General features: G+C 41.7%; 18 protein-coding genes and 1 tRNA gene. 6 read left to right on the forward strand and 13 right to left on the reverse strand.

All coding sequences use genetic code 11. The features are described from left to right. Positions 1-8 precede the first annotated feature (8 nt). Together FKG96_RS20860 and FKG96_RS20865 are read left to right on the forward strand one after the other, a co-directional pair. Positions 9-1,316: an MFS transporter gene (locus FKG96_RS20860; protein WP_130858482.1), complete on the forward strand. Its 1,308-nt coding sequence runs from the start codon at positions 9-11 to the stop codon at positions 1,314-1,316. Next, positions 1,316-2,287: a 2-dehydro-3-deoxygalactonokinase gene (locus FKG96_RS20865; protein ID WP_130858483.1), complete on the forward strand. Its 972-nt coding sequence runs from the start codon at positions 1,316-1,318 to the stop codon at positions 2,285-2,287. Before FKG96_RS20860 ends, FKG96_RS20865 begins: the two co-directional genes overlap by 1 nt. 2 nt (positions 2,288-2,289) lie before the next feature. Here the strand turns inward: FKG96_RS20865 and FKG96_RS20870 are convergent, their stop codons facing one another. The 7 genes from FKG96_RS20870 to FKG96_RS20900 all read right to left on the reverse strand — a co-directional run bounded on the left by FKG96_RS20870 (position 2,290) and on the right by FKG96_RS20900 (position 10,648). Continuing rightward, positions 2,290-3,510 carry an MFS transporter gene (locus FKG96_RS20870; RefSeq protein ID WP_013667809.1) on the reverse strand — a complete coding sequence of 407 codons (1,221 nt, stop codon included), beginning with the start codon at positions 3,508-3,510 and terminating at the stop codon, positions 2,290-2,292. Beyond that, entirely contained in the window at positions 3,510-4,625 is a 1,116-nt protein-coding gene (locus tag FKG96_RS20875; RefSeq protein WP_130858484.1) for a galactose oxidase, read from the reverse strand. Before FKG96_RS20875 ends, FKG96_RS20870 begins: the two co-directional genes overlap by 1 nt. A 26-nt stretch (positions 4,626-4,651) precedes the next feature. Continuing rightward, positions 4,652-5,587, reverse strand: coding sequence for a dihydrodipicolinate synthase family protein (locus FKG96_RS20880; protein WP_130858485.1), 936 nt, complete (start codon positions 5,585-5,587; stop codon positions 4,652-4,654). A 74-nt stretch (positions 5,588-5,661) separates the two neighbouring features. Next, positions 5,662-6,807 (reverse strand): exo-alpha-sialidase, encoded by a 1,146-nt coding sequence (locus FKG96_RS20885; RefSeq protein WP_130858486.1) that lies wholly within the window; start codon positions 6,805-6,807, stop codon positions 5,662-5,664. After that, positions 6,804-7,766 (reverse strand): dihydrodipicolinate synthase family protein, encoded by a 963-nt coding sequence (locus FKG96_RS20890; RefSeq protein ID WP_130858487.1) that lies wholly within the window; start codon positions 7,764-7,766, stop codon positions 6,804-6,806. The genes FKG96_RS20885 and FKG96_RS20890 overlap by 4 nt, the downstream gene beginning before the upstream one ends. Before the next feature lie 70 nt (positions 7,767-7,836). Next, positions 7,837-9,099 (reverse strand): exo-alpha-sialidase, encoded by a 1,263-nt coding sequence (locus tag FKG96_RS20895; RefSeq protein ID WP_242627406.1) that lies wholly within the window; start codon positions 9,097-9,099, stop codon positions 7,837-7,839. Positions 9,100-9,211: 112 nt separating this feature from the next. Continuing rightward, positions 9,212-10,648 (reverse strand): PLP-dependent aminotransferase family protein, encoded by a 1,437-nt coding sequence (locus FKG96_RS20900; protein WP_130858488.1) that lies wholly within the window; start codon positions 10,646-10,648, stop codon positions 9,212-9,214. Between the two features lie 238 nt (positions 10,649-10,886). On the opposite strand from FKG96_RS20900, the gene FKG96_RS20905 reads away from it, so the two are divergent. The 4 genes from FKG96_RS20905 to FKG96_RS20920 all read left to right on the forward strand — a co-directional run bounded on the left by FKG96_RS20905 (position 10,887) and on the right by FKG96_RS20920 (position 15,527). Then, positions 10,887-11,849 (forward strand): ketopantoate reductase family protein, encoded by a 963-nt coding sequence (locus tag FKG96_RS20905; protein ID WP_013667816.1) that lies wholly within the window; start codon positions 10,887-10,889, stop codon positions 11,847-11,849. Positions 11,850-11,867: 18 nt separating this feature from the next. Further along, positions 11,868-12,611, forward strand: a complete 744-nt coding sequence (locus tag FKG96_RS20910) for an SDR family oxidoreductase (RefSeq protein WP_130858489.1) — start codon at positions 11,868-11,870, stop codon at positions 12,609-12,611. Positions 12,612-13,129: 518 nt separating this feature from the next. After that, positions 13,130-14,242: an AraC family transcriptional regulator gene (locus tag FKG96_RS20915; protein ID WP_130858490.1), complete on the forward strand. Its 1,113-nt coding sequence runs from the start codon at positions 13,130-13,132 to the stop codon at positions 14,240-14,242. A 337-nt stretch (positions 14,243-14,579) separates the two neighbouring features. Then, a complete protein-coding gene (locus tag FKG96_RS20920) occupies positions 14,580-15,527 on the forward strand; it encodes a hypothetical protein (RefSeq protein ID WP_130858491.1) in 948 nt (315 codons plus the stop codon). A gap of 85 nt (positions 15,528-15,612) precedes the next feature. On the opposite strand, the gene FKG96_RS20925 is transcribed toward FKG96_RS20920, so the two are convergent. The 6 genes from FKG96_RS20925 to FKG96_RS20950 all read right to left on the reverse strand — a co-directional run bounded on the left by FKG96_RS20925 (position 15,613) and on the right by FKG96_RS20950 (position 22,463). Beyond that, entirely contained in the window at positions 15,613-16,254 is a 642-nt protein-coding gene (locus tag FKG96_RS20925) for a DNA alkylation repair protein (protein ID WP_130858492.1), read from the reverse strand. Positions 16,255-16,477: 223 nt separating this feature from the next. After that, positions 16,478-17,317 (reverse strand): SRPBCC domain-containing protein, encoded by an 840-nt coding sequence (locus FKG96_RS20930; RefSeq protein WP_165447093.1) that lies wholly within the window; start codon positions 17,315-17,317, stop codon positions 16,478-16,480. Next, positions 17,317-17,640 (reverse strand): helix-turn-helix transcriptional regulator, encoded by a 324-nt coding sequence (locus FKG96_RS20935; RefSeq protein WP_242627407.1) that lies wholly within the window; start codon positions 17,638-17,640, stop codon positions 17,317-17,319. Before FKG96_RS20935 ends, FKG96_RS20930 begins: the two co-directional genes overlap by 1 nt. 460 nt (positions 17,641-18,100) lie before the next feature. Further along, a tRNA-Pro gene (locus FKG96_RS20940) sits at positions 18,101-18,174 on the reverse strand. Positions 18,175-18,248: 74 nt separating this feature from the next. Continuing rightward, complete coding sequence (locus FKG96_RS20945; protein ID WP_149105988.1) at positions 18,249-19,397, reverse strand: glycerate kinase; 1,149 nt, start codon at positions 19,395-19,397, stop codon at positions 18,249-18,251. A 21-nt stretch (positions 19,398-19,418) separates the two neighbouring features. Further along, positions 19,419-22,463, reverse strand: a complete 3,045-nt coding sequence (locus FKG96_RS20950; protein WP_149105989.1) for an efflux RND transporter permease subunit — start codon at positions 22,461-22,463, stop codon at positions 19,419-19,421. Positions 22,464-22,553: the final 90 nt, after the last annotated feature.

Consider the following 22,553-nt stretch of genomic DNA (forward strand, 5'->3'; position numbering starts at 1 on the left):
ACCTAAATATGAAACCGACAAAAATCAGGCATCAGATGCTCTTTCTGATCTTTGTAAATGTAGTTATAAACTACATGGATCGAAGTAATCTAGCCGTGGCGGCATCTGATATTGGTAAAGAATTTAAATTCTCATCCGTACAGATGGGGCTTATCTTTTCAGCCTTTAGCTGGACCTATCTTTTATTTCAAATCCCGGGCGGAATTTTAGTCAAGCATATTAGTCCAAGAATATTATACGCAGTCAGCCTCATTAGCTGGTCCTTTGCAACCCTCATACAAGGTTTTGCCAAAGGCTTTGCCACTTTGTTCGGGCTACGTATGATAACAGGCGCATTCGAAGCGCCGGCCTTTCCAATTAATAACCGCGTAGTTAGTGCCTGGTTTCCGGAAAATGAAAGAGCATCGGCCATAGGAATTTATACGTCCGGCCAGTTTTTAGGTCTTGCTTTTTTAATGCCGATACTTTCAAAAATTCAAGCTTATGTAGGGTGGAAGGGTCTTTTTGTTGTAACGGGACTCATCGGCGTCATTTGGGGTTTTGTCTGGTATTTTTTTTACCGTGATCCGATGAAACATACAAAAGTCAATAAAGCCGAGCTCGAAGTTATAGAAAGCGGAGGTGGCTTATTGGACCGAACGCTTACAGGGACCGGTCCGAAAAGAAGCTTCCGGTGGTCCGATCTAAGGGAAGTATTATCCTACAGAAAATTGTGGGGCATTTACATTGGTCAGTTCGCTGTGAATTCTACCTTATGGTTTTTTCTTACCTGGTTTCCTAAATACTTGGTTGACTACCGCGGAATGGGCTTCATCCAATCGGGATATTGGGCTTCTATACCGTATCTTGCTGCGTTCTTGGGTGTGCTTTGCTCTGGCTTCCTCTCCGATTATTTGATTCGAAAAGGCATTTCAGCGGCAAAAGCACGTAAACGTCCTATCATAATTGGTCTTTTAATCTCTGTACTCATTTTGGGTGCTAATTATGTCAATGCACCTAGTCTGGTGATTTTATTTATGTCTTTGTCTTTTTTTGGTGTCGGCTTTGCTTCGATCACCTGGATATTTGTTTCTACCCTTGCACCGAAACATTTGATTGATATAACGGGCGGTGTTTTCAATTTTATCGGCCAGTCGTCCGGCATTATCGTTCCCATAGCCATTGGCTTTTTGGCAAGTGGTGGTAATTTTGCACCTGCTTTGATTTTTGTTGCTTCGCTTGGCCTCCTAGGTGCCTGTTCTTACCTCTTTTTAGTGGGAAATGTTGAACGCATAAAATCTAATGATATTGCTGAATTACCAAATAGTGAAATTTAATGGATACATTTTTAAGCTGCGATTGGGGAACAAGTTCCTTTCGATTACGCCTAGTTGAGGTAAAAAGTTTCAAGATACTTGCCGAAATAAAAAACGATTCAGGTATTTTGGAGACATTTACCGCTTGGCAACAAAACGAGCCTGCGACGAATCGTGTTTTGTTTTACACTTCAATCATAACGAACCACATCCGAATACTAAGCGAGAAGCTTCGTGTTTCGCTTAAGGGAATACCTGTAGTACTATCAGGAATGGCATCGTCTACGATAGGGCTCATTGATTTACCTTATAAAGTTCTACCCTTTGAAATAGATGGTTCTGACTTGCACATCGAAATGTATAAAAGTGACGAGACGACCAATCCGCTTATTATTGTCTCCGGTGCAAGAACTGAAAACGACGTTATGCGAGGAGAAGAGACCAAAATAGTGGGCTGTGCTCAATTGATCGGAAACGATGAGTCCGAGCAGCTGTTCGTTCTTCCAGGTACGCATCCAAAACATGTTCTAATAAAAGATCGCCGGATTATCGGTTTCAAAACCTTTATGACCGGCGAATTTTTTGATCTCCTTTCAACAAAAAGTATCTTGTCAGGATCTATAGCCGCGGGAGAAGATTTAAATAGTCGGGCAAATCAGAAAAGTTTTATGGAAGCAGTACAGCTAAGCCAAACCACCGATCTACTTCACCATAGTTTTCTAGTTCGGACCAATCAAGTATTGGAACGCCTTTCTAAACAACAGAACTATTACTACCTCAGTGGGCTGCTTATTGGAGCGGAGCTAGCGAGTCTGGAATCAAAAAAATCCATATACTTACTTGGGGGGCCCGCGCACCGTTCCTTATATACCTTGGCGTGTTCGACCCTCGGTATTGAGATTATACAGTCATGGGATGCCGATCGGGCTTTGATTCAAGGGCAGGCAACAATTTTCTCAAGAATGAAAGATAGTTCATCCCTTCTCGCTTAACACTAATCTTTTTTTACTTTAACGGCAAATAACGTCCAAGTGGCCAAAAGTAGCAGGACAGCGGAGAACTGATAAATAATCGAGAGATCAATCTGTGCATCTTTCAATGCGCCTCCAACATATACCATCAGCCCTCCTACGATGGTACTCAGAAAATTGAGGAAACCATAGCCCGTAGCGATATATCGATCATCGGCCACTTGCCTTAAAATAGGCATCAGGTTAGCATCATTAAATCCTCTTGCCAGACCAAAGATCAGCATCGCAATGATGGCAATGCCAAAGACAGAAGTAGATGCCATTAAAAAAAGAAACGGGGCGCCCAAAGTAAAACCGATAATAAGCATATAAATTCGGCCCCTATTGTTTTTACGAGTCCAACGATCTGCCAAAATCCCTCCTACGATGACGCCAATAAATGAACCGATCTGAATGTATCCGGTGGCGGAAATTCCGGCTTCGCCGAGGTCAAGGTGAAAATGCTCTTTAAGAAAGGTAGGTAACCAACCGTAAACAAGCCAATTTACAATACCTAACACTGCAAAATAAAACAAGAGAACGTAAAACGAGGCCTTACTAAAAAGATTTTTCAGTGCCCCACGGATGTTAACTTCTAAATCGATTGGAACTACTTCCGTTAAATCACTTTGCGTGCGTTGATGATCTTTTAAAATTTTTAATAAAATAAAAGAATAAACAATTCCAACAATACCAAAAACGTGAAAGCCATAGCGCCATCCCCATAGTTCTGCAATGTACCCACCGATACCGCCCAATGCTAATCCGGCATATAGACCACTCATATGTAAACCGGTTGCCAGCGACCGTGTCCGCCCTCGGTGGTAATCGGTTATTAGGGCCAAAGCGGCAGGAATATAACATGCCTCACTTATACCCATGATGATGCGCGCAACTAGCATTTCGGAAAAAGAGCTTGCAAAACCTGTCCATAAGGTAACCGCCGACCACACCATAACGCTAAAAACAATCACTTTCTTTCTACTGTACTTGTCGGCGAAGAAACCTCCAAAGGGACTTAAAATCCCATACGACCAAAGAAAGACCGACGTCAATAGACCGAATTGTGCATCCGACAGTTTGAAATCAGCCACAATAGGATCGTGCATCGAAGTTATTAATATACGATCAAGGTAATTTAAGAAGGCTACTACCCATAATAAAGCTACAATAAGCCATGCGTAACGATTAACAGTATGTTTCATTATTGATCCGTTATTTTTTCAGGTGTCAGTCTTAGCACGCGAGGGGTACGAACGGCAGGTCTTACTTCTCCCCCCGGTATTATGACAGCATCGTTCCATATAGTTAAACTGGTCGTTACCGGAGCCCAGCTGCTCCCATTTGGATTGGCAATTGCATCTTCTTTTTTATCAGTGGGAACCTCTCCTATTTTCTTCCAGGTATTTGTGGACACATCATAATCTAAAATGTTCGTAGAAAAACCGGGGTGTTGCTGTTTCAATTGATTTGCTTTTGCAGCCAGCTTCCCATCATCGCCTCCAAAAATTAAAAGATGGTATTTGTTAATACCATAAGCCGGATTTGGCGCCGCTACAACTGATTGGGGAAGATCGGCTATTTTCTTCCACCCTACCTGGGGGGTATATTCATAGGCATCTTTCAGGTATTCCCTAACTCCATCCACCAGCTTTGCTCCGCTGAATAAATACAATTTACGATGCTGAACACCTGCAACCGCTAACATTCTGGACGGTCCCGGCCAAGGGTCAAGTACCTTCCATTCTTTCGTATCGGCAGCAAGATCCAATGCCCAAAAATTTTTCTCCGTTGTCTTGGAGTCCGGTTTCCTGATACCGCCCGCTATATAAATAACATCTCCTAACAGTACCCCTGTACAATTGGCTAATGGGTGGGGTAAATCGGGCAATGTACTTTTTTCAATTCTTCCGTTGTCATATCGCAACATCCAAACTTCCTTGTGATGACCATTTTCATTACTCCCTCCGATAAGAATCACTGCATTTCTCCAAGATACGGATACTCCATAACCTAATGGTTGCGACAACCTCCCTACTTCTTTCCATTTGGCGTTTGGGTTGTCTAGTGCGAATACCCGATCGTACCATACCTTATCAGAACCGGTCCAAGGCGCACCGCCATCGGGAAAATTTGCACCACCTATAACCAAAAGTGCGCCATTGCTGACTCCAACAAAAGAACCCGCAAATCCAATCGGATCCGGGAGTGCTTGCAGCTCATCCCATTTTAATTGATTTGTAGAAACGAACTGCGCCACTCCTTTATTTAAAGAAAAAGTCATAAGAAAAATGAGAAGTGAATAAGAAGATCTGTCCATGCTAACATTCAATTATATTTTACAGCTCACTGCTCTTCGCTCAGTATTTCCGAAGCCTGCTTCACCACGTCAAAAAAACCGTTCACATCTAAGGCGTTTTTCAGCTGCAGCACGTCGTCTTCATTTAGCGGCTCAAGTGGTAGCCGACAAGGACCGAGATCAAAGCCTATCATCTTCATGATTGCCCGTTGCGCAGGAATCGGCGGATATTTTACAAGACAACGCACCATGTTAACCGAATGCAATTGCATGTTTGCCGCTTCCTCATAATGTCCGTTTTTATAATACCTTAATAGTTGTAAATAGAGCGATGCAGAAAAAGTATAAGTGCTACCAATAGCTCCCATCGCGCCAACGGCAAGTGCCGGTAGAAGCATCTCATCGTAGCCGAATAGCACATCAAACTTACCCCCTTTATAGTTTAGACAGGCTTGATATTCATGTAAGGTAGAGGCGGTATATTTAAGTCCGGCAAAATTAGGGATCACTTTTTCAGCCTGTTCCAAGAAGGCGAGCATATCAATGGCGATGCCCGTTAATGTAGGGATATGATAATAGTAGAAGGGTGTATGAGGTGCTGCAGAAGCAATCTGAGCCATACTATTCACCAGATTGCTCACAGTAGTAGGTTTAAAGTAAAAAGCTGCGACGGAAGAAATAGCATCAGCGCCAATCTGTTCTGCATGGGCTGCCAATCGTCGACAGTCCGCAATCGAACTGTGTCCAACGTGCACCAGTACCAATATCCGTTTATTAGCAGCTTTCACATAGGCCTCAGCAATAGCCATGCGTTCTTCCACCGTTAAATTCGGCCCCTCTCCATTCGTTCCGCAAATAAACACACCAGATAATCCATCGGCTACCATTTTATCTACTATTCTCGGGATAATATTCAGATTTATTGTTCCATCTTCGTGATACGCCGCAAAAGTTGCCGCTATTAATCCGGTAATTTTATTCATATATTTATTTATTGTAAGTTTTATTTATTTCCAAACAACTCAGTGCACAATTTTCGTTTCACGATAAGTTATTATTATTTATTATCGGTCAGCCAGTCAAGCTTAAAGGTCTTCAACACGATGTTATAGTTCCAGTCTTTTCCCGAATTTGTTTCAAACAAGCAATAAACGGTTCCATCCGCCCCTACCGCAACATCTGAATAGCCGGATGGCCCTTCGTGAATCAGCTTACTAATAGGCCACGTCTGTCCCTCGTCATAGCTGACTTTAGCAGTTAAGTTTTTACGGGGATGTTTTGGAATATCGCGGCTATCAGGATTGAGAAATAGGATACCTTTCTTCCTGTCGGATAACCTAATAATACTAGCCATGCAGATCGGATCGAAAAGTTCTTCATCAAAGACAGGTTTCGACCATCCGCTGATGCCGTCCTTACTATAGCTTACACCACGCAAATGTTTTTCCGAAGTATTTCTGATATTCACCATTACCCTTCCGTCCTTTAATTGAACTGCCATGGTTTCGCTGGGATTTTTAAATTCAGCCGAGTTTTTAGCGATGATTTCACCTCGTTTCCACGTTTTTCCGAGATCATCGCTATAAATGGTTGCAATGCAAGAAGGGGCGTGGCTCCGATGAGGTACCGTCTTAGCAGGATCACTCAACCAAACCGGGACAAGCAATCTGCCATTTTTTAGCTGAATGCTATGTCCGGGGCCAGGTGCTAATACTTTCCAATCATACGCTGGCTTAAAGGCGTCAAAAGTGGCGGTGATATCCATGGCAGGGCTCCAGGTTTCTCCATCATCGGTAGAAAAAGTATAATAAGCTCTTGCGTAATCCCGCTGATAAAGCAGGTGAATTGTCCCCTTACTGTCAACGATAGGCGTGGGATTACTGGTAGGGCCACTTTTCTTGGGAGCAATAACGATTGGGGCTTCCCAAGTGCGCCCTCCATCTTTGCTTCGACGCATCAACAAATCCATTTCTGACCAGTCGCTCGCGGTACCGATCCGACCTTCACAAAAGGCCAATAAGGTGCCTTTTTTACTCATTACGAGCGCAGGAATCCGCGTTGATGCATAGCGTTCATTCGGAGTAAAGACAATACTGCTATCCACAGCCATTCGCTCAGAAGTATGTTGCCCGGCCACACATCCGTAACCAACAATTAAAAAGTTGATCAGTAGATACAGATATTTAAATTTATTCTCTCTCATGGCTTTGTGTTTTGATTTTTTGTGCTTCGTTGCATAAAAACTTCCGGCAAAAGCTCGGCACATCGCTGCTTAACAACGTGTATTTCTTCTTCGGGAATCCAGCGATACGGCCATCGCAAACGGGTACTTATAGGTGTCCATCCACCTACCGCAGCCATAAACTTATCCACCGCTTGGTTAGCATAAGCTTGATCCCGAATATAAGGCACCATGCATTGCTGCATAAATTGTTGAATACGCGATTGCATTTCGAACGGATCACCTGTTTTGTTCACCATATCGTTATACCAGTTTTGGGCAAACGCAGGGTGTAAGCAAGCGACATTAGAATAGGTACCATGGGCCCCTTGGGAGATGCCGGTTGCGAGTTGATGCCCGGGTACAAATACTGAAAACGGAACCAGCAACTCGCTCATCTCCCGATACCACTTCTCGTCTCCTCCCGAAACCTTACATCCCGCCAAGGGAATTCCTGCTAGTAGAATCTCTGCAAAGTCACTCGGTAAAAGTTTCGTTTTCGCATGCGGTGGGTTATACAAAACCAATCTAATCGGATCAGCTTCTTCCGCCAATCGCGTTAAAAAATGGATAATCTCCGCCTGAGACGGCACAAACCAATCCGGCAAAATGACTTGAACGGCAGACGGTTTTAGCAGTTTGGCTCGTTTTAATCGTTCCAAGGATATTTTAGGACTCATATGCGAGCATCCGATCTGAAAAGGCATGGATGCAGCGTTACATTTTGTGGCTAAAATTTCATTTATCTGATCAAATTCGTCTTCAGTTTGATTGTAAAATTCTCCAGCCGTACCATTTGAATAAATTCCGTTCACTCCATGGGCAATTAGCGTGTCTATCTCATCTTCCAATTGTTTAAAATTAATACTTTCGTCATCATCAAGTGGAAGCAACAAAGTTGCCCAATTACCGTAGATCTCATTTGCTTTTAGTGGAACCATTTTGTTTTATCTTCAATTTCCTAACTTTTAGTCTTCGATTATTCATACTCCCAATAAAGCTTCTTTTTAATTACGGTTCCGTGCGGCCATTCAATATCCAGGCTAGGTTAAATTTGTTGAACTCAATAGATTTGTTACTGTTGGCTGAATCGTGTACATTTTCATTATATTCAATCAGCGCACCAATGCAATAATCCGAGGTCTTGACCATGCTCGAGTATCCACCGTAAACCACGGTACTTGTCGTATAATTGCAGTTTCCGCTGTTGTACAAAGCTCTGCTTATTGGCCAGGTCTCTCCATCATCATAGCTGATGCGAACAGTCATATTACAGCGTTGACTTGTGCCGTTTGGATTTAAAAAAATTATTCTATTCGGATCATCCACATTATATCGAAGTATAGAGCCCTCGCACTTCGGATCGGGAAGAGCGGAAACAGCAGAAAAAGAAGAGAAATTTCCGGAAATTGACCCCACAGACTTCCTTCTTGTTTTTGAAATATTCCACTCCGTTGTATTGGGACGATCATTCCGCATTAAACTTCCGTTCATTAGCTCAACGATGGTACTTTCATCCGTACCACCCGGGACAGGTTCATAACTCCAGGTCGCTCCATGATCATCACTATAAATATTTCTTCCGTATGCCGGAACAATTAATCTACCTGGATGATCGTAAACAGTTCTGATACCGATCCCTGGACCAACACAATCCCATTTATAACTCAAAGGAGTTAATGTACCGGTGCGATCTACGGGATCAGACCAATTAGCGCCATGATCATCACTGTATGAAGTATGAATTCTTCTATCACCCCAAGCTTGAAAATCCGACCATTTGGTTTTGAATTCGTCGTTCCATTCTAAAAAGAGCCATATTCTACCGTTTACGCCTACCGAAGGGTCATAAACAGCTGTGGGATTTCCCCAGGTACCATTTCCTTTTCCCACTACCTCTCCTAATGCCGACCAGGTTGTTCCGTTATCCATCGACCTTTTAAATACCACATTGATATCGCCATAGTCGCTTGGACTCCAGCGCCTACCTTCCGCAAAAGCTACCAGCGTTCCATTCTTGGTTTTAATAATAGACGGAATACGGTACGAATGGTAAATCCCTTCACTACCTCCGTTAAAAACAATTATCCGCGTGTTAATTGGTGCTGCTAAGGCTGCATGCTCAGTAAGACTTTGCTCCTGATCAAGACCCGGTAGTTTTTCTCGATCGGCATTTGTTACTTTAGCGCAACTCAATGCGATAGACAAAACAAAACCTAAACCGAGGTATGCCAGATTAATTGGTTTAGTAGTCCACATTTTAACGTTATTCATTTAGATTTATATTTAGCTATTAGTACTTATGTAGTACATATCAAATGTGACAACTATTTTAAATATTTCCAAATTTTTATCGAAAAACTTCCTCGGCTCGCAGAATTGGCTATCACAATTCTCTACAGGCAAGTTCTCCCAACAACTTAAGATCTCTTTCCAATTTCTCATCCCACAATAGTCCGTAGTTTAACCGGAGGCAGTTATCGTATTGGTTTTGTAAGGTGAATATTCTGCCCGGAGCAAAACTAATTTTATATCTCAAACACTTTTCATAAAGAGTGACAGCATCGATAGCCTTGGGTAATTCTACCCAGATAACAAATCCTCCTCGCGGTCTGGTGGCCATTGTCCCCTCAGGGAAATAGTCTGAAATAGCCCTTGAAAATTTCAACATGTTGCCGTGAAGTGTGTGCCTTAGTTTGCGGAGATGACTCTCGTACCGACCGGTTTCGAGAAACCACGCAATAACTTCGTGGGTAACAGACGTGGATGAAATACTATGACAGAGTTTCATTCGCCTTACCTCGTTTTTGAATTTTCCAGGAGCGACCCAACCGACCCGATAGCCCGGGGCAAGCGTTTTCGACACGGAGCTGCACCATAGCACTAACCCACTTTCATCGTAAGTCTTGCATGATTTCGGACGTTGTTGACCAAAATATATATCGCCATTGAGATCATTCTCAATAAGTGGGATGTTATATTTTTCCAAGAGACGTACGGTCTGCTTCTTATTTTCATCCGGCATACAACTGCCTAGCGGATTACTGAAATTGCTGATAAAAAGACATACATTTATTTTGTTTGCCTTCAGTGCATCTTCCAACGCATTTAAATCAATACCATGCTGAGGATCCGAGGGCAATTCTAATACTTTAACACCTAAAACCTGAGCTAGTTGCAGCATTCCAAACGAAATCGGGCTTTCCATCGCCACCGTATCGCCTCTTTTTGTTAATGCCATCATGCAGTAAGATAATGCATTCAAGCAACCGCCGGTTGTGATAATTTCGTCGTGGTTCAAATGCCCCTCCATCGCAAAAGACCATCGGGCAATCTGACGTCGTAATCTTTCATTCCCTTCGATTTTATCATACATTACGCCGCTTCCTTTTAACTCTCTCATCGCCACTGTTAAACCCTTATTGAGTTTTGCAATAGGCAACAATTCATTCGCCGGAATCCCTAAAGCAAGTGCCAAATGGCCATCTTCTCCCAAACCGTCATAAATTTTGCGAACTAATAGCTCGCTGTCGGCATAATGTGCTTCGGCCTCGGGTTTGGTAATTTGAGGAAGCGCCGGGACTTTCGTTTTGGAATAACGCACATAATATCCCGATTGAGGTTTCGTTTCAATCAACATTTTACTTTCCAGATTATAATATGCACTTAATGCCGTATTCTGACTTACTCCATATTCACGGCAAATAGTCCTTAAAGAAGGAAGCTTATCACCTGTTCGTAAAGCACCATTTAAGATTTGTTGCTCAATAACTTTGGCGATCCGTATATACATGAAATCTAATTTCTCTTTAACTTTTTTCATTCGTTATTCATTTAACTGCTACCATCAAAAATAACATATCTGCATCTGCTATCATAAAGATGTTTTATCGAACTTTGTTTATCAAAACGAACGTAAATACGATGGCACACAATGAGATAAAAACAGGTTTTCTTTTCGCAAATCGCGAACTACTTATTCTTGCATTTCCGGGAAATATCCGATCCCGAAAAAACACCTACTATAGTATGTACCGTAAGATCGCCTAAAACCAGCAACAATGGACTCAGTTCAAAAACACATATTTATTATCGGTTCAGGAGCCATCGGCAAAGCGCTCGCCGTTTTCCTTAAACTTGCCGGAAGAAAAGTGACCGTAATCAGAGGAAGGGTAAAAGATGCTTGCACAACAACCAGGCGTATAGGTATTGAAATCCAAAATGGCGTGACCCTCGAAGCCAATGTCAAAATTACAACATTGGATTCGCTTCCAATGATTGATGGCATTGTTGTTCTCTCCAACAAATCGTTTGGGAATGAACAATTGGCGCGTGCACTAAAAGGAAGAACAGGTAACTCCCCTATTGTTCTCTTGCAAAATGGGTTAGGTATAGAGCAGTCCTTTCTAGATCACGGATATCCACAGCTATACCGTTGTGTACTCTTCGTAACTAGTCAGCTAATCAACCAATCTAATATAAGGTTTAAGCCCGTAGACATTTGTCCAATCGGTATTGAACGGGGAAATAAGGCTGATCTGGAAAGGGTTGTCAACCACCTCAATACACCAAATTTTAGGTTCAGAAGCGAACTCCACTTACAGCATATTATTTGGAAGAAAGCTATTATAAATTGCGTTTTCAATTCCATTTGCCCCTTATTGGAAATTGACAATGGTATATTTCATAGAAGTCAGGACGCGCTAAAAATTGCACGCAGAATCATTGTAGAATGTATTAATATTGCTACAGAAAAAGGGATAGCAATTCGTCAGGACGAAGTCGAAACCGGTTTGCTGCAAATAAGTCAGTTGTCTGAAGGACAAGCGATATCGACTTTACAGGATATTCGAAACAAAAGAAGAACGGAAATAGAAACGCTGAATCATGAAATAGTACGGATAGCGGAGCAGATGCATCAGCAGGACAGCGTTCGTGAAACCAGATTGTTGGGCGAGCTTATCAAGCTCAAATCAGAGCTTACCCAAAACATTATAGATACGGAAGTAATTGGCAAATTATAAAGGAAAGAAAGTATTACTATGAAAACAATACTAATAACAGGTGCAAGTAGAGGAATTGGCGCTGCGACAGCGCTTCTTGCCGCCCGAAATGGTTATGCAGTAGCAGTTAATTACCAAAAAAATCATAAGGCAGCGAATGAGGTTGTCAACCAAATTCTTTCCATGGGAGGCGAAGCCATTGCAATTCAGGCCGACGTTTCTAAAGAAGATGAAATCCTTCATTTGTTTTCCGTAATTGATAGCCGGTTTGGAAATCTCCATTGCCTCGTTAACAATGCAGGCATACTGGAACATCAGATGAAGCTTGTCGATATGGATTATGCCAGGTTACAGCGGATGTTCAAAGCCAACATCCTTGGTTCGTTTCTTTGTTGTAAGGAAGCGATTAAACGTATGTCTACAAAATTAGGTGGCAAAGGCGGCACCATTGTTAATGTTTCATCCATTGCTTCCAGAACCGGTGCACCTTTTGAGTATATTGATTATGCAGCCACTAAAGGAGCGTTGGATAGCCTTACGATCGGATTGTCTAAAGAGGTGGCGGACGAGGGTATTCGGGTAAATGCCGTTCGTCCTGCATTTATCTATACCGATATACATGCCGATGGCGGGGAACCTGATAGAATTAATCGACTAAAAGAAGGCATACCATTGAAAAGAGGTGGTTTGACAGAAGAAGTAGCTGAAGCTATTTTATGGCTTGCGTCAGAAAAATCTTCGTATTCTACAGGCATTTTCATCGATGTCACCGGAGGCAAATAGATGAATTTTAACCACTTAAAAGATAAAACATAAAGAAAAAACACCTATTTATAAACCGTATCAAAACCTCATGACAAGGTGCTTGTAAAATTGATGGGACATACTCGCCCGAGTAAATTCCGCTCCCATACAAGACGATCCAAGATGATTTTTATCAAGCGCTAAACACTGCATATCGCCCTAATGGTTTTTCATTGAACCTCGCATTTTTAGTTCGGTTGGATAATATCGAACTGTACAAAATAAAGACCTATGTACTTTGGTAAAAACAACAGTTATGACCAAGTGTAGCATCTTATTTTTGGGAATACCTCCTATCGCGATATCAAGCAGTATCGCTAAAGCACAGCATTATGATTGCGAAATGCCTGCGTTAAACCGGTTGATGACCAAGATGGCTTGTGTCATACAGAAAGAGCACATGCCAGGATTAACAATTGGGCTATGCCGATCTGGAATATGTAATTCATACTTTCACGCAAATACCATAAATTTACGAAAACAGTCCAAAATATCTAATGTCTGAAATAAATACCTTAGCTGCTTTTTATGCCTTTTCGGGCGGAGCATTATGGCTATTAGGATCCCTGCTCTTTATTGGATTTGATAAAGTAAATACCCAAGCCAACCGATGGCTTGGGGCATTCTATTTTATTCTGGCATGCAGTTTTACGCAACTTTTTCTAGAAGAATTTGAAATAGGTGGCAGTTTCCTTATTCATCTGCTCGAGCTACCAAGATGGGCGATGCTTCCCTGTCTATATATGGCAGTAACCGGCTACGTGTCCCCATCTTTACCAAAAAAAGATAAGCTTCTCCACTTCGTTCCTTTTTTGCTTTTCCTTGTATTTTCTTTGGTGTACTTAATGCCAAAATTCTTTAATGGGCAATACCATCTGCCGATATTACCTCCGTGGATCGGCTTTATCGTTCGATATTTTTCTTTTGGCCAGATGGTTTATTATTGGATCGTCTGTTTCTTGTTGCTCCGTCGTCACCAAAAGAATATAAAACGAGTTTCTTCTTTTACCGATAAAATAGATCTGGAATGGCTAAGATATCTATTGATTTCCGTGTTAGTTTTGATTTTTATCCGCATACTGAGCATATCCAGCATTCACGTAACTTATTACTCCCCAATCCTTTATTTTTTAGGAATAATTCTTTTGGCCTATTCAACGCTGTCTCAGAAATCAATTTATGCTATCGAGGCATATCAACCGCCGGAAAAAGACGGAATTGCACCCCAGAAAGTGTTAAATGAACGGCTTACCGCAGAACAAGTGGAGGAGCTCAAATCCATAGTTACAAGAAAAACAGACAGTGAAAAGTTGTACCTCGATCCAAGTTTGACACTTTCAGTGCTTTCCGGTAAAATTGGCATCAGCACCCATGAACTCTCTTATGTTCTCAATAACGGGCTTGGTAAGAGCTTTTATCAGTTTATAAATGAGTTACGGACCGAGGAAGCAAAATCATTACTCTTATCAGAAGACACCAAGCATTTAGATATGCTCGGTGTTGCAATCAGAGCTGGTTTTAATTCCAAAACTACATTTTATACCACCTTTAAAAAAGCGACTAAGCTCACACCTAAAGAATACATTAAAGCAAATTCAAAGACTAGTTGACAGCAATTCCGTTCATTTGCATCCACCCGAACTTCTTCTAATCACTGAAGGGTTATCATTGCATCATAAGATAATTACGAAATACGCATGTTCGAAAAACACAAGCGCATGCGTATTCCATATGACCATTAAAAAATAAATCATAATCGGATGAATCCAATGAACAAGTCTGCAATCGCCCCAAAAGATTCGTGTGGTCATCGGCAGCATTTTATTCGGAAACATATTTCTTGCAATAAGCTGTTTTGCACAGCCCCCCGGCCGTACATTGCCTTCCCACTTATTTTTTTATTGAATGATAAAGAAGCGACACAGGTCTCATGTTTCGAGACGATGTATGGATCAAAGCAAAATAGAAGGTTATGATATGGAAGATTTTAATCGAATTTTCGTCATTTGGTATATATTAGTCGTTTGGACAGCTGATGGAATAGCACAGCAAGTGACGGACGAAAACTTTAATTATTCGGTTTCCATCCCTATGTACGGGGTAGGAAATGGCCCCGTAATATTATTTGATGAAGCCCATAATAATGCGTCGACATTGAAGGGGACCTATGCCGCCTTTGGTAAACTGCTAACAAGTGACGGTTATCAGGTAGTAAGCAGTAAAGAAAAGGTGACTCTAGAACTTTTAAAAAAAGCCGAGATCTATGTAAGCGTCAATGCGATGTATGATATGGAAGACTGGGATTTACCGGCGAGGTCGGCCTTTTCCCAAGACGAAATAAATGAACTCTGCCATTGGGTGGCCAATGGGGGAAGCTTATTTCTTGTAACGGATCATATGCCCTGCGGTGCCTCGGTCAATGAACTAGCAGGAAGATTTGGAATCAACATACTAAATGGCTTCGCTATTCGAAAGGATGGTCGGCCAGAGATATTTTCAAAAGAAAAAAAAACACTTATTTTAAATGAGATTACCAATCGTCCCGGTAAAAAAATCGATAGCATTATGTGCTGGGGTGGAACGGGATTTATTGTTCCGACTCATGCCCATGTAATTTCTGTATTGGGCGACGATTACCGCATCTACCTCCCTAGCTATGTTTCCCAAATAAGAAAAAGATTATCAGACACTATTCCTTATATTTCCGGAAGAGGGTTAGTGAATGGCGCATATTTAGAATTTGGTAAAGGAAGAATTGTCATATTCGGTGACGGGGCACCTTTTTCAGCGCAGCTCCAAGGTGTCAAAAGTGAGAAAAGAGGCATGAATCATCCCGCAGCAACACAGAATGCCCAATTTCTGCTTAATATTATACACTGGTTAGACAGGAAATAATAAATGTAAAAACAGCTATTTCCAGTGCGGGTTTTGGCAACTTTTGTTAGCCCGCTATTTGTTCATCCATCTATACGCTACTCCTTTATTTTTTCAGCTTAGCTACTTGTATGGCTATTAATTTGGGCAAATAATTGGGTGTACAATTTTTAGCAACTATTTCATCTTTATACAGCCCTGTACGTTCTCCCAGTGCAACACATCTCGGACGATACTTCTCTTCAAAAATTCCGATTTGAGCCGTCGTGAAATTCATTGCCCATTGAACTTCAGGCACTTCTTTTTCGATACGTGCTTCAATTTTAGAAAGCAATTCTTCACTATTTGACGGTGGCGTTTGTCCAACCCAACGTAAACGAGCTTGGTAATACCAAAAAATTCGTCTTTGTAGTGAAGATTGACTGTTTTCCCAAGTTTCCATTAATGAAATAGTCTTTTTGTCTTTTGAAAGTTGGTTTGCCATTAACCGGTCTATTAGTTGAAGTCTTTCATCTTCATGATGTTGCTTCATGTCGTTATCCAAATTGTCAATGAGTTTTTGCGAGAGTTGCTTTTTGTCCATAATCAAAATTGCCAACTGTCGGGGTAAAAATTGGCCTGTTGACCAAAGCTCCAAAGCCAATTCGTGGTCTTTTTTTATCTCACCCGCAATTTTTCGTAGGTCTCCCAGCTTAGTTTTAGCATTGATCTGAGCCAAGATGTTTTTCGCTTGTGAAGAGAGTTCCATATCAATCTTTTTGTTTTCGGAGAAATAAACAATTTCTGACCTTGAATAACCGTCCGCTTACCTTGTTGTTCTCGATTCAGGAAAATATTTCTTTGTGTGTGTTTCGGTTGTATTTTCCATCTTAATTAGCCTTGTTTCCAAAGCTAAAAATCCAATAACAAAGGTGACGATAATCCCAATTATATACCCTAAATAATCCATACAGTAAGCTTGAATTTTTGTTTTATTCTTTTTCGGAGAGTTCCTTGATAATGTTTATCGCATCATCCCACATTTTCTGATGAAACGGGATATCGCTTTTTGCCATTTTACCAACTTCAATGGAAAGTATGTATCCGTCTTTATCAGGAACGATACGATACTTCTCATAGTAATCGCCTAATGCGGTTTTGGGTTTCTGTTCCACATCATCATAGTAATGCAGTTGTAAATATTCTTCCGGTCTATGAACTTCTACTACTCCAGTTGCACCGATATTGTTTTCTGCATCTCTCCAAATAATTAGCGAGCCTTCATTCCAATCTGTTTCTGCAATCGCACCTCCACCAAATGCTGTTCCCCATTGATTATTAGGATTAAGAACAATATCCCAAATATTTTTCAGACTTGCCCGAATGCGAATTGACTTGTTAAAGCTGTCTGTTTCCACAAAATTGCGAAGCGATTGCCCAAGGATACTTTCCCAACCCTCATTGAAATCTGCTTTTTCGAAGTCAGGATGCGACAGAAAGCTGTCCGTACCTGAATGGGTCAGTTTCAAACGGGTTTTGTTCTCGTCTTCACTAAACAACTCAAATGTTACTAATGATTGTCCCTCATAACCCTCATAGCTCCAAGTATAAGCAATTTTTGTTATTGGCTTAGCTTCCACAACCTTACACTTGTGCAAATATATTTTCCCCTCGTTTTCTGCAGAAAATTGAAACTCAAATCCAACTTCTGCTTTGAAGTCGGATACGTCAAAATACCACTGTTTCATTTGGTCTTTATTCGTAAGAGCTTCCCAAACTTTTTCAATCGTGGCTTCGTAAATACGTTCGATTACTACTATTTTCTTGTTCATTATTTTGATCTTTTATTGTTGTTAAGAAATTTGCCCAATGCGTCCAATTTGCTTTCCCAAAACTGTTTGTACTGTGATACCCATTCGTTTATTTCGTTCAGTTTTTCCAATTTTGCTTCGCAAATCCGTTCACGTCCTTGTTGCTTCATATTTAGCAAACCACATTCTGCTAATATTTTTAAATGGAGTGATATGGCTTGCCGACTTACATCAAACTGTTCAGCAATGGTGTTGACATTGACAGGTTCTTTTGCAATCATACCGATAATAGCTCTCCGTGTCGGGTCTGCAATAGCTTGAAATACATCTCTTCGTGTCTCCATAATATGCAAGTATTTGCTTGCAAATATAAAAGCAAGCATTTACTTGCGCAATTTTTTTTATACTTAATTTCAATTAATACCTTGGAAGCATAACTTATTAGCCATTAACGGATAGCAATAAATCGAGCAATATGCTTACGTGCTCGACAACCATTCCATTGACAGAAGTTGGGTATAGGAAGAGTAGCAGGATTACCTCGCTGCGCTCGGTGATCCTATAGGTGAGGATGACAGACAAAAAGCTCCGCACTACGTGCTTGGCTTTTGTTGTTTACTGATTGAACTGGTGAACTCGGCTCCCGCTGGATTACCTCGCTGCGCTCGGTGATCCTGTAGGTGAGGATGACAGACAAAAAGCTCCGCACTACGTGCTTGGCTTTTGTTGTTACAACTCGCTCAAGCAAGCTTGGCTCGTTGTAAAACAACAAAAGCCCTTGCTTTCGCAAGAGCTTTTTGTCTGTCGGGGTGGCAGGATTCGAACCTACGACCTCCACATCCCAAATGTGGCGCGATACCGGGCTACGCTACACCCCGATCTTTCCATTTAACAATCGTATTCTTTTGTAAACGGAGTGCAAATATAGAATTTGTTTTCTAATAAATAAAATTTATTTAACAGTTTTTTTTGATGCAAATTGTAGGAACTTTCCTATCAATTTGCCGGTGCGTTCTAGGTTTTCAGCAGTACATTTTTTTAGTTCCTCAAGGGACACTGCTCCATGCCCCGTTGGAATTAAGATATCAAAATAAGCGTCCATTTGTTCATTCGTTTGCAGGGGGACGTTACCGGCTACTCCGATGACAGGTAGTCCCAAGGCTTTCGCCCTATATGCCACACCGAAAGGGCCTTTTCCATCCAATGTTTGTAAGTCAATAGCCCCCTCTCCTGTTATCAGCAAATCGGCTTTGGTGAGCTTTTTATCGAAGTCCGTCACTTTCAAGAAATAATCAATCCCATTCAATAGCTCGGCATCCAACATAGCCCACAATCCCGCAGCCACCCCACCTGCTGCACCACCTCCTATTAACCGACCGGCATCTTTCTTTAGCTGAGTTGTCCAGATACAATTCAAATGCTCTAAAAAATCGTCCAATATCTCCTGTTGTTCCAGGGAAGCACCTTTTTGTGGTCCAAATACAAAAGCGGCCCCCTTGCTCCCTAGCAGCTTGTTTTTTACATCTGTTAAAACAGTAAACCGGCAGTATTCAATTCGCTTGTCTAATCCCGACAAATCAATTCTATCAAGTTTCAAAAGTTCCAATGGAGACACCTTTAGCTCTTCCCCCTTTTTATCTAGAAACTTGGCGCCCATTGCGCTTAATATACCACAAGCTCCATCCACGGTTGCCGAACCTCCTACACCTAAAACAATATATCTTGCACCCCTGACTAGAGCATCCTTTATCATAAGTCCGGTTCCCTGACTCGTTGCCTTCATGGGATTTAGTTCATTGTCGGCTAGCAATCGTATCCCCGATGCATCGGCCATTTCAATGTACGCAGTAGCAGTCTTCTGATCATAGCCGTAATTGGCCTTGATTGGCCGACCTAAAGGATCAATTGTATTGACTTCAACAGTATTCAGACACAGATGTTTGATCAACAACTTCATGGTGCCATCGCCCCCGTCTCCAATTGGAAAACAGCTAAGGGAACATATAAGCCCACTCTCTTTCAGGCCTTCAGCCAGTGCAATGGCTGCTTGATCGGCCGCCAAGCTATTCTTAAACGCATTAGGTGCTATGAGTATCTGCATAACTATTCTTTTGCCAGGCTGTTAATCAATTCGTGGCGGCATGAGTTTATATACGACAGGTGTTATGATCCGCGACAGAAGGGTCGAGCTAATTAATCCGCCTATCATAACAATAGCCAAAGGCGAAATGAGGGGATTACTCGACCAAGCAATCGGTAGCAAACCGCCAATGGCTGTCAGTGTCGTTAGAATGATAGGTAAAAATCTTATTTCACCTGCCTTCTCAATTGCCTCATTCAATTCCATACCTTCACGCCTGAGTTGATTGGTAAAATCCACCAGCAAAATTGTGTTCTTGACCTCTATGCCTGCTAACGCCACAATACCGATCGTGGCTACAAAGGATAACGTGTTACCGGTGACCAGCAACGCCAGTACCGCCCCGACGATACCTAATGGAATGACTGAAAGAACAATAAGCGTACTCTTGAAGGTCTTGAATTCTAATACGAGTACCGCAATAAAGAGAAAAACAGTAACCATAATGACGGTTCCAAACCCACCGAATGACTCTTGTCTACTTTCTACTTCACCACCCATTTCGTAGTGGTAACCGGTTGGTAGCTTCATACTATCCATCTTCTTAATTACCTCATTGATAACCCGATCATTTAAATACCCTTTCTTAACAAACGCATTAACCGAAATCGTTCGTATCTTGTTGATGTGATTTATGCTGACAGGCGACGACTCAAAGCCGACTTCGGCTAATTGCTTTAATGGTATAGCTACGCCTTGTACATTGTTTACGTAAAGATTATTTAGTACCGATAAATCCGGATAAGCCGCTCTTGGCACGCTAAGACGTATACGGTAGTCGTCATCGTCTGAAGCAGGATTTGTATAAGTAGCTAAATCGATACCTGCCAACGCCATACGAATTGTTCTATCGATGGAAACACTAGGCACGCCAAGACTTAGTGCTTTTTCCTTGTTAATGCTTAAACGAATATCGGTTTTATAGTTCTTAACGGGGTTATTCACATAAATGGTCCCTTCTGTTTCTTTTAAAGTTTGTTCAACATGAGCGGCCAACGATCGTAAAGTGTCTAAATTTTCACCAAACAAACGAACTTCAACCGGTGATATAATGGGCACGCCTTGCTCAAAATCTTTTACTTCTACCTTAGCGCCCGGGTACGGCGTCCACGCATCTCTTAACCTTTCGATAATGGCGACCTTTTCATCTGATTTAACGTCACTCCTAAGTTGAACGAAAATTTCAGCAAAGTCGGTGCGCTGATTTTGTTGGGCAACGTTATAGTAAATACGTGGGTTACCTTTGCCCACATTCGCTGTATAATACTGCACTTGAGGAATCGATTTTAATTCTCGTTCTATTTGTCTGGTAATGCTATCGGTATAAAATATACTTGCTTGCTGTGGTGCAGAAATATCAATTAAAAATTGTGGCTTCTCCGATGCCGGGAACAAACTGAAGCCAATGACAGGAATCAAACCCAGCGAACCAATGAAAATGATGCCTGCCACCAATATCGCGATCCACGGTTTTTTAAGCGCCTTATCCAGCAAGACGGCATAGGTTCCGTGAATGATCCGTTGAAAAGCCCTTAATACAGCATTTCCTTCCGGGTTCTCATGCGCTTTCAACAAACGACTTGATAGAAAGGGCACAACCGTCAGCGCAATAATCATCGAGGCAATGACGGTGCTGATAACGGCTACCGGCAAACTTCTAATGAAATCACCGGAAGCTTCCGGCATAAACATTAATGGCATAAAGGCAATGACCAGCGTTGCCGTACAACCCAGAACCGCCATAGCAATTTGCCCTGTTCCTTTTATCGCAGCATCAAGCCTTGAATGTCCTTCCCGCAGCCATCGTTCTATGTTTTCAACCACAACGATGCTGTCGTCCACCAAAAGTCCCAGTGCAACAACAAAACCAACGATACTTAATTGGTTTAAACTGAAACCAAAAATATGTAAGAGCACTAAACCGATGGAAAGAGAAAGAGGTATCGCTATCATCACGACCATGGAAGCCCGATTTCCTAATGGCAATAATGTAATTAAAACCAATGAAACAGCAATTAAAAAATCAATACCCAAACCGCTCAAGCGATGATTAACATTCTCCGCCTGATCAAAGTGCAACACCAAATCCATGTTTTTTGGCAAGCTTTGCTTAAATTTTTCAATAACAGGCAAATAAGCCTCTTGCGTTTTGCTTATATTTTCACCGGATTTCTGTGCCGCATTAATTAACAAGCAACGATAACCATTTAGGCGGGTAATGTGGTCATCAGGTGCAAAGTCCGGATAAACATCCGCAACATCCTTTAACAATACATTCTTCCCTTCGCTACTAAATACAATCGTATTCCCAATCTCATCGATACTTTGGTAGTTACCGCTGGTTTTGACACTGAAGGACTTCCCTCCACCCAATATGCTACCGCCCGGAATATTAGCGGCTTCACTTTGAACCGCTTCCATCACCGTGTTAAGTGGAATATGCATCTGCGCCAAACGATCGGGGTGGACATCTATGCGCACCAGCTGCTCGGGCAAACCACTTATTTTCACTTCTTTGAGTGACGGAATCTTCTCCAATTCATCTTGTAGATTTTCGGCTACTTTCTTTAATGCCTTTCGGGATGCATTTTGGGATATTAACGCCAACTGAACAACATTTACCCCGCTGGGTTCCACCTTCTGAATGTCTATATTATAAATATCTTGAGGCAACTCTGCGCGTAATGCGCCGATTTCCCGCACCAGCTCCTGATATTTACTATCGTAATCACTTTCAAATTTATACTCCACCGTTAATACAGCGAGCCCATTTAAAATGGTAGTTTTAATCCGCTTAATATCATCCAAGCCATATATCTTCGTTTCCATTGGCTTAACCACCAGTTCCTCCATATCTTTTGGACTTGTCCCGGGATATACCACTACCACCGGAAACATAGGCGTTTGCATTTCCGGATCTTCTGCCCTTGGCATGCTTAACATAGTGCTTATGCCCACTACTACCACCATGATGACCATAATCAAGGTGAACTGGCTGTTCTTTATTGCATACGATGAAAGGTTCATTTTTTTTAGCTTTCAGCAGTCAGCAATCAGCTTTCTGCTACTTAACGAATTCCTGCTCTACTACTCAACTACTTAACCACTTAACCACTC

Origin of the sequence: Olivibacter sp. LS-1 (assembly GCF_008245145.1) — a bacterium.
In the GTDB taxonomy this organism is placed as follows: Bacteria; Bacteroidota; Bacteroidia; order Sphingobacteriales; family Sphingobacteriaceae; genus Olivibacter; species Olivibacter oleidegradans.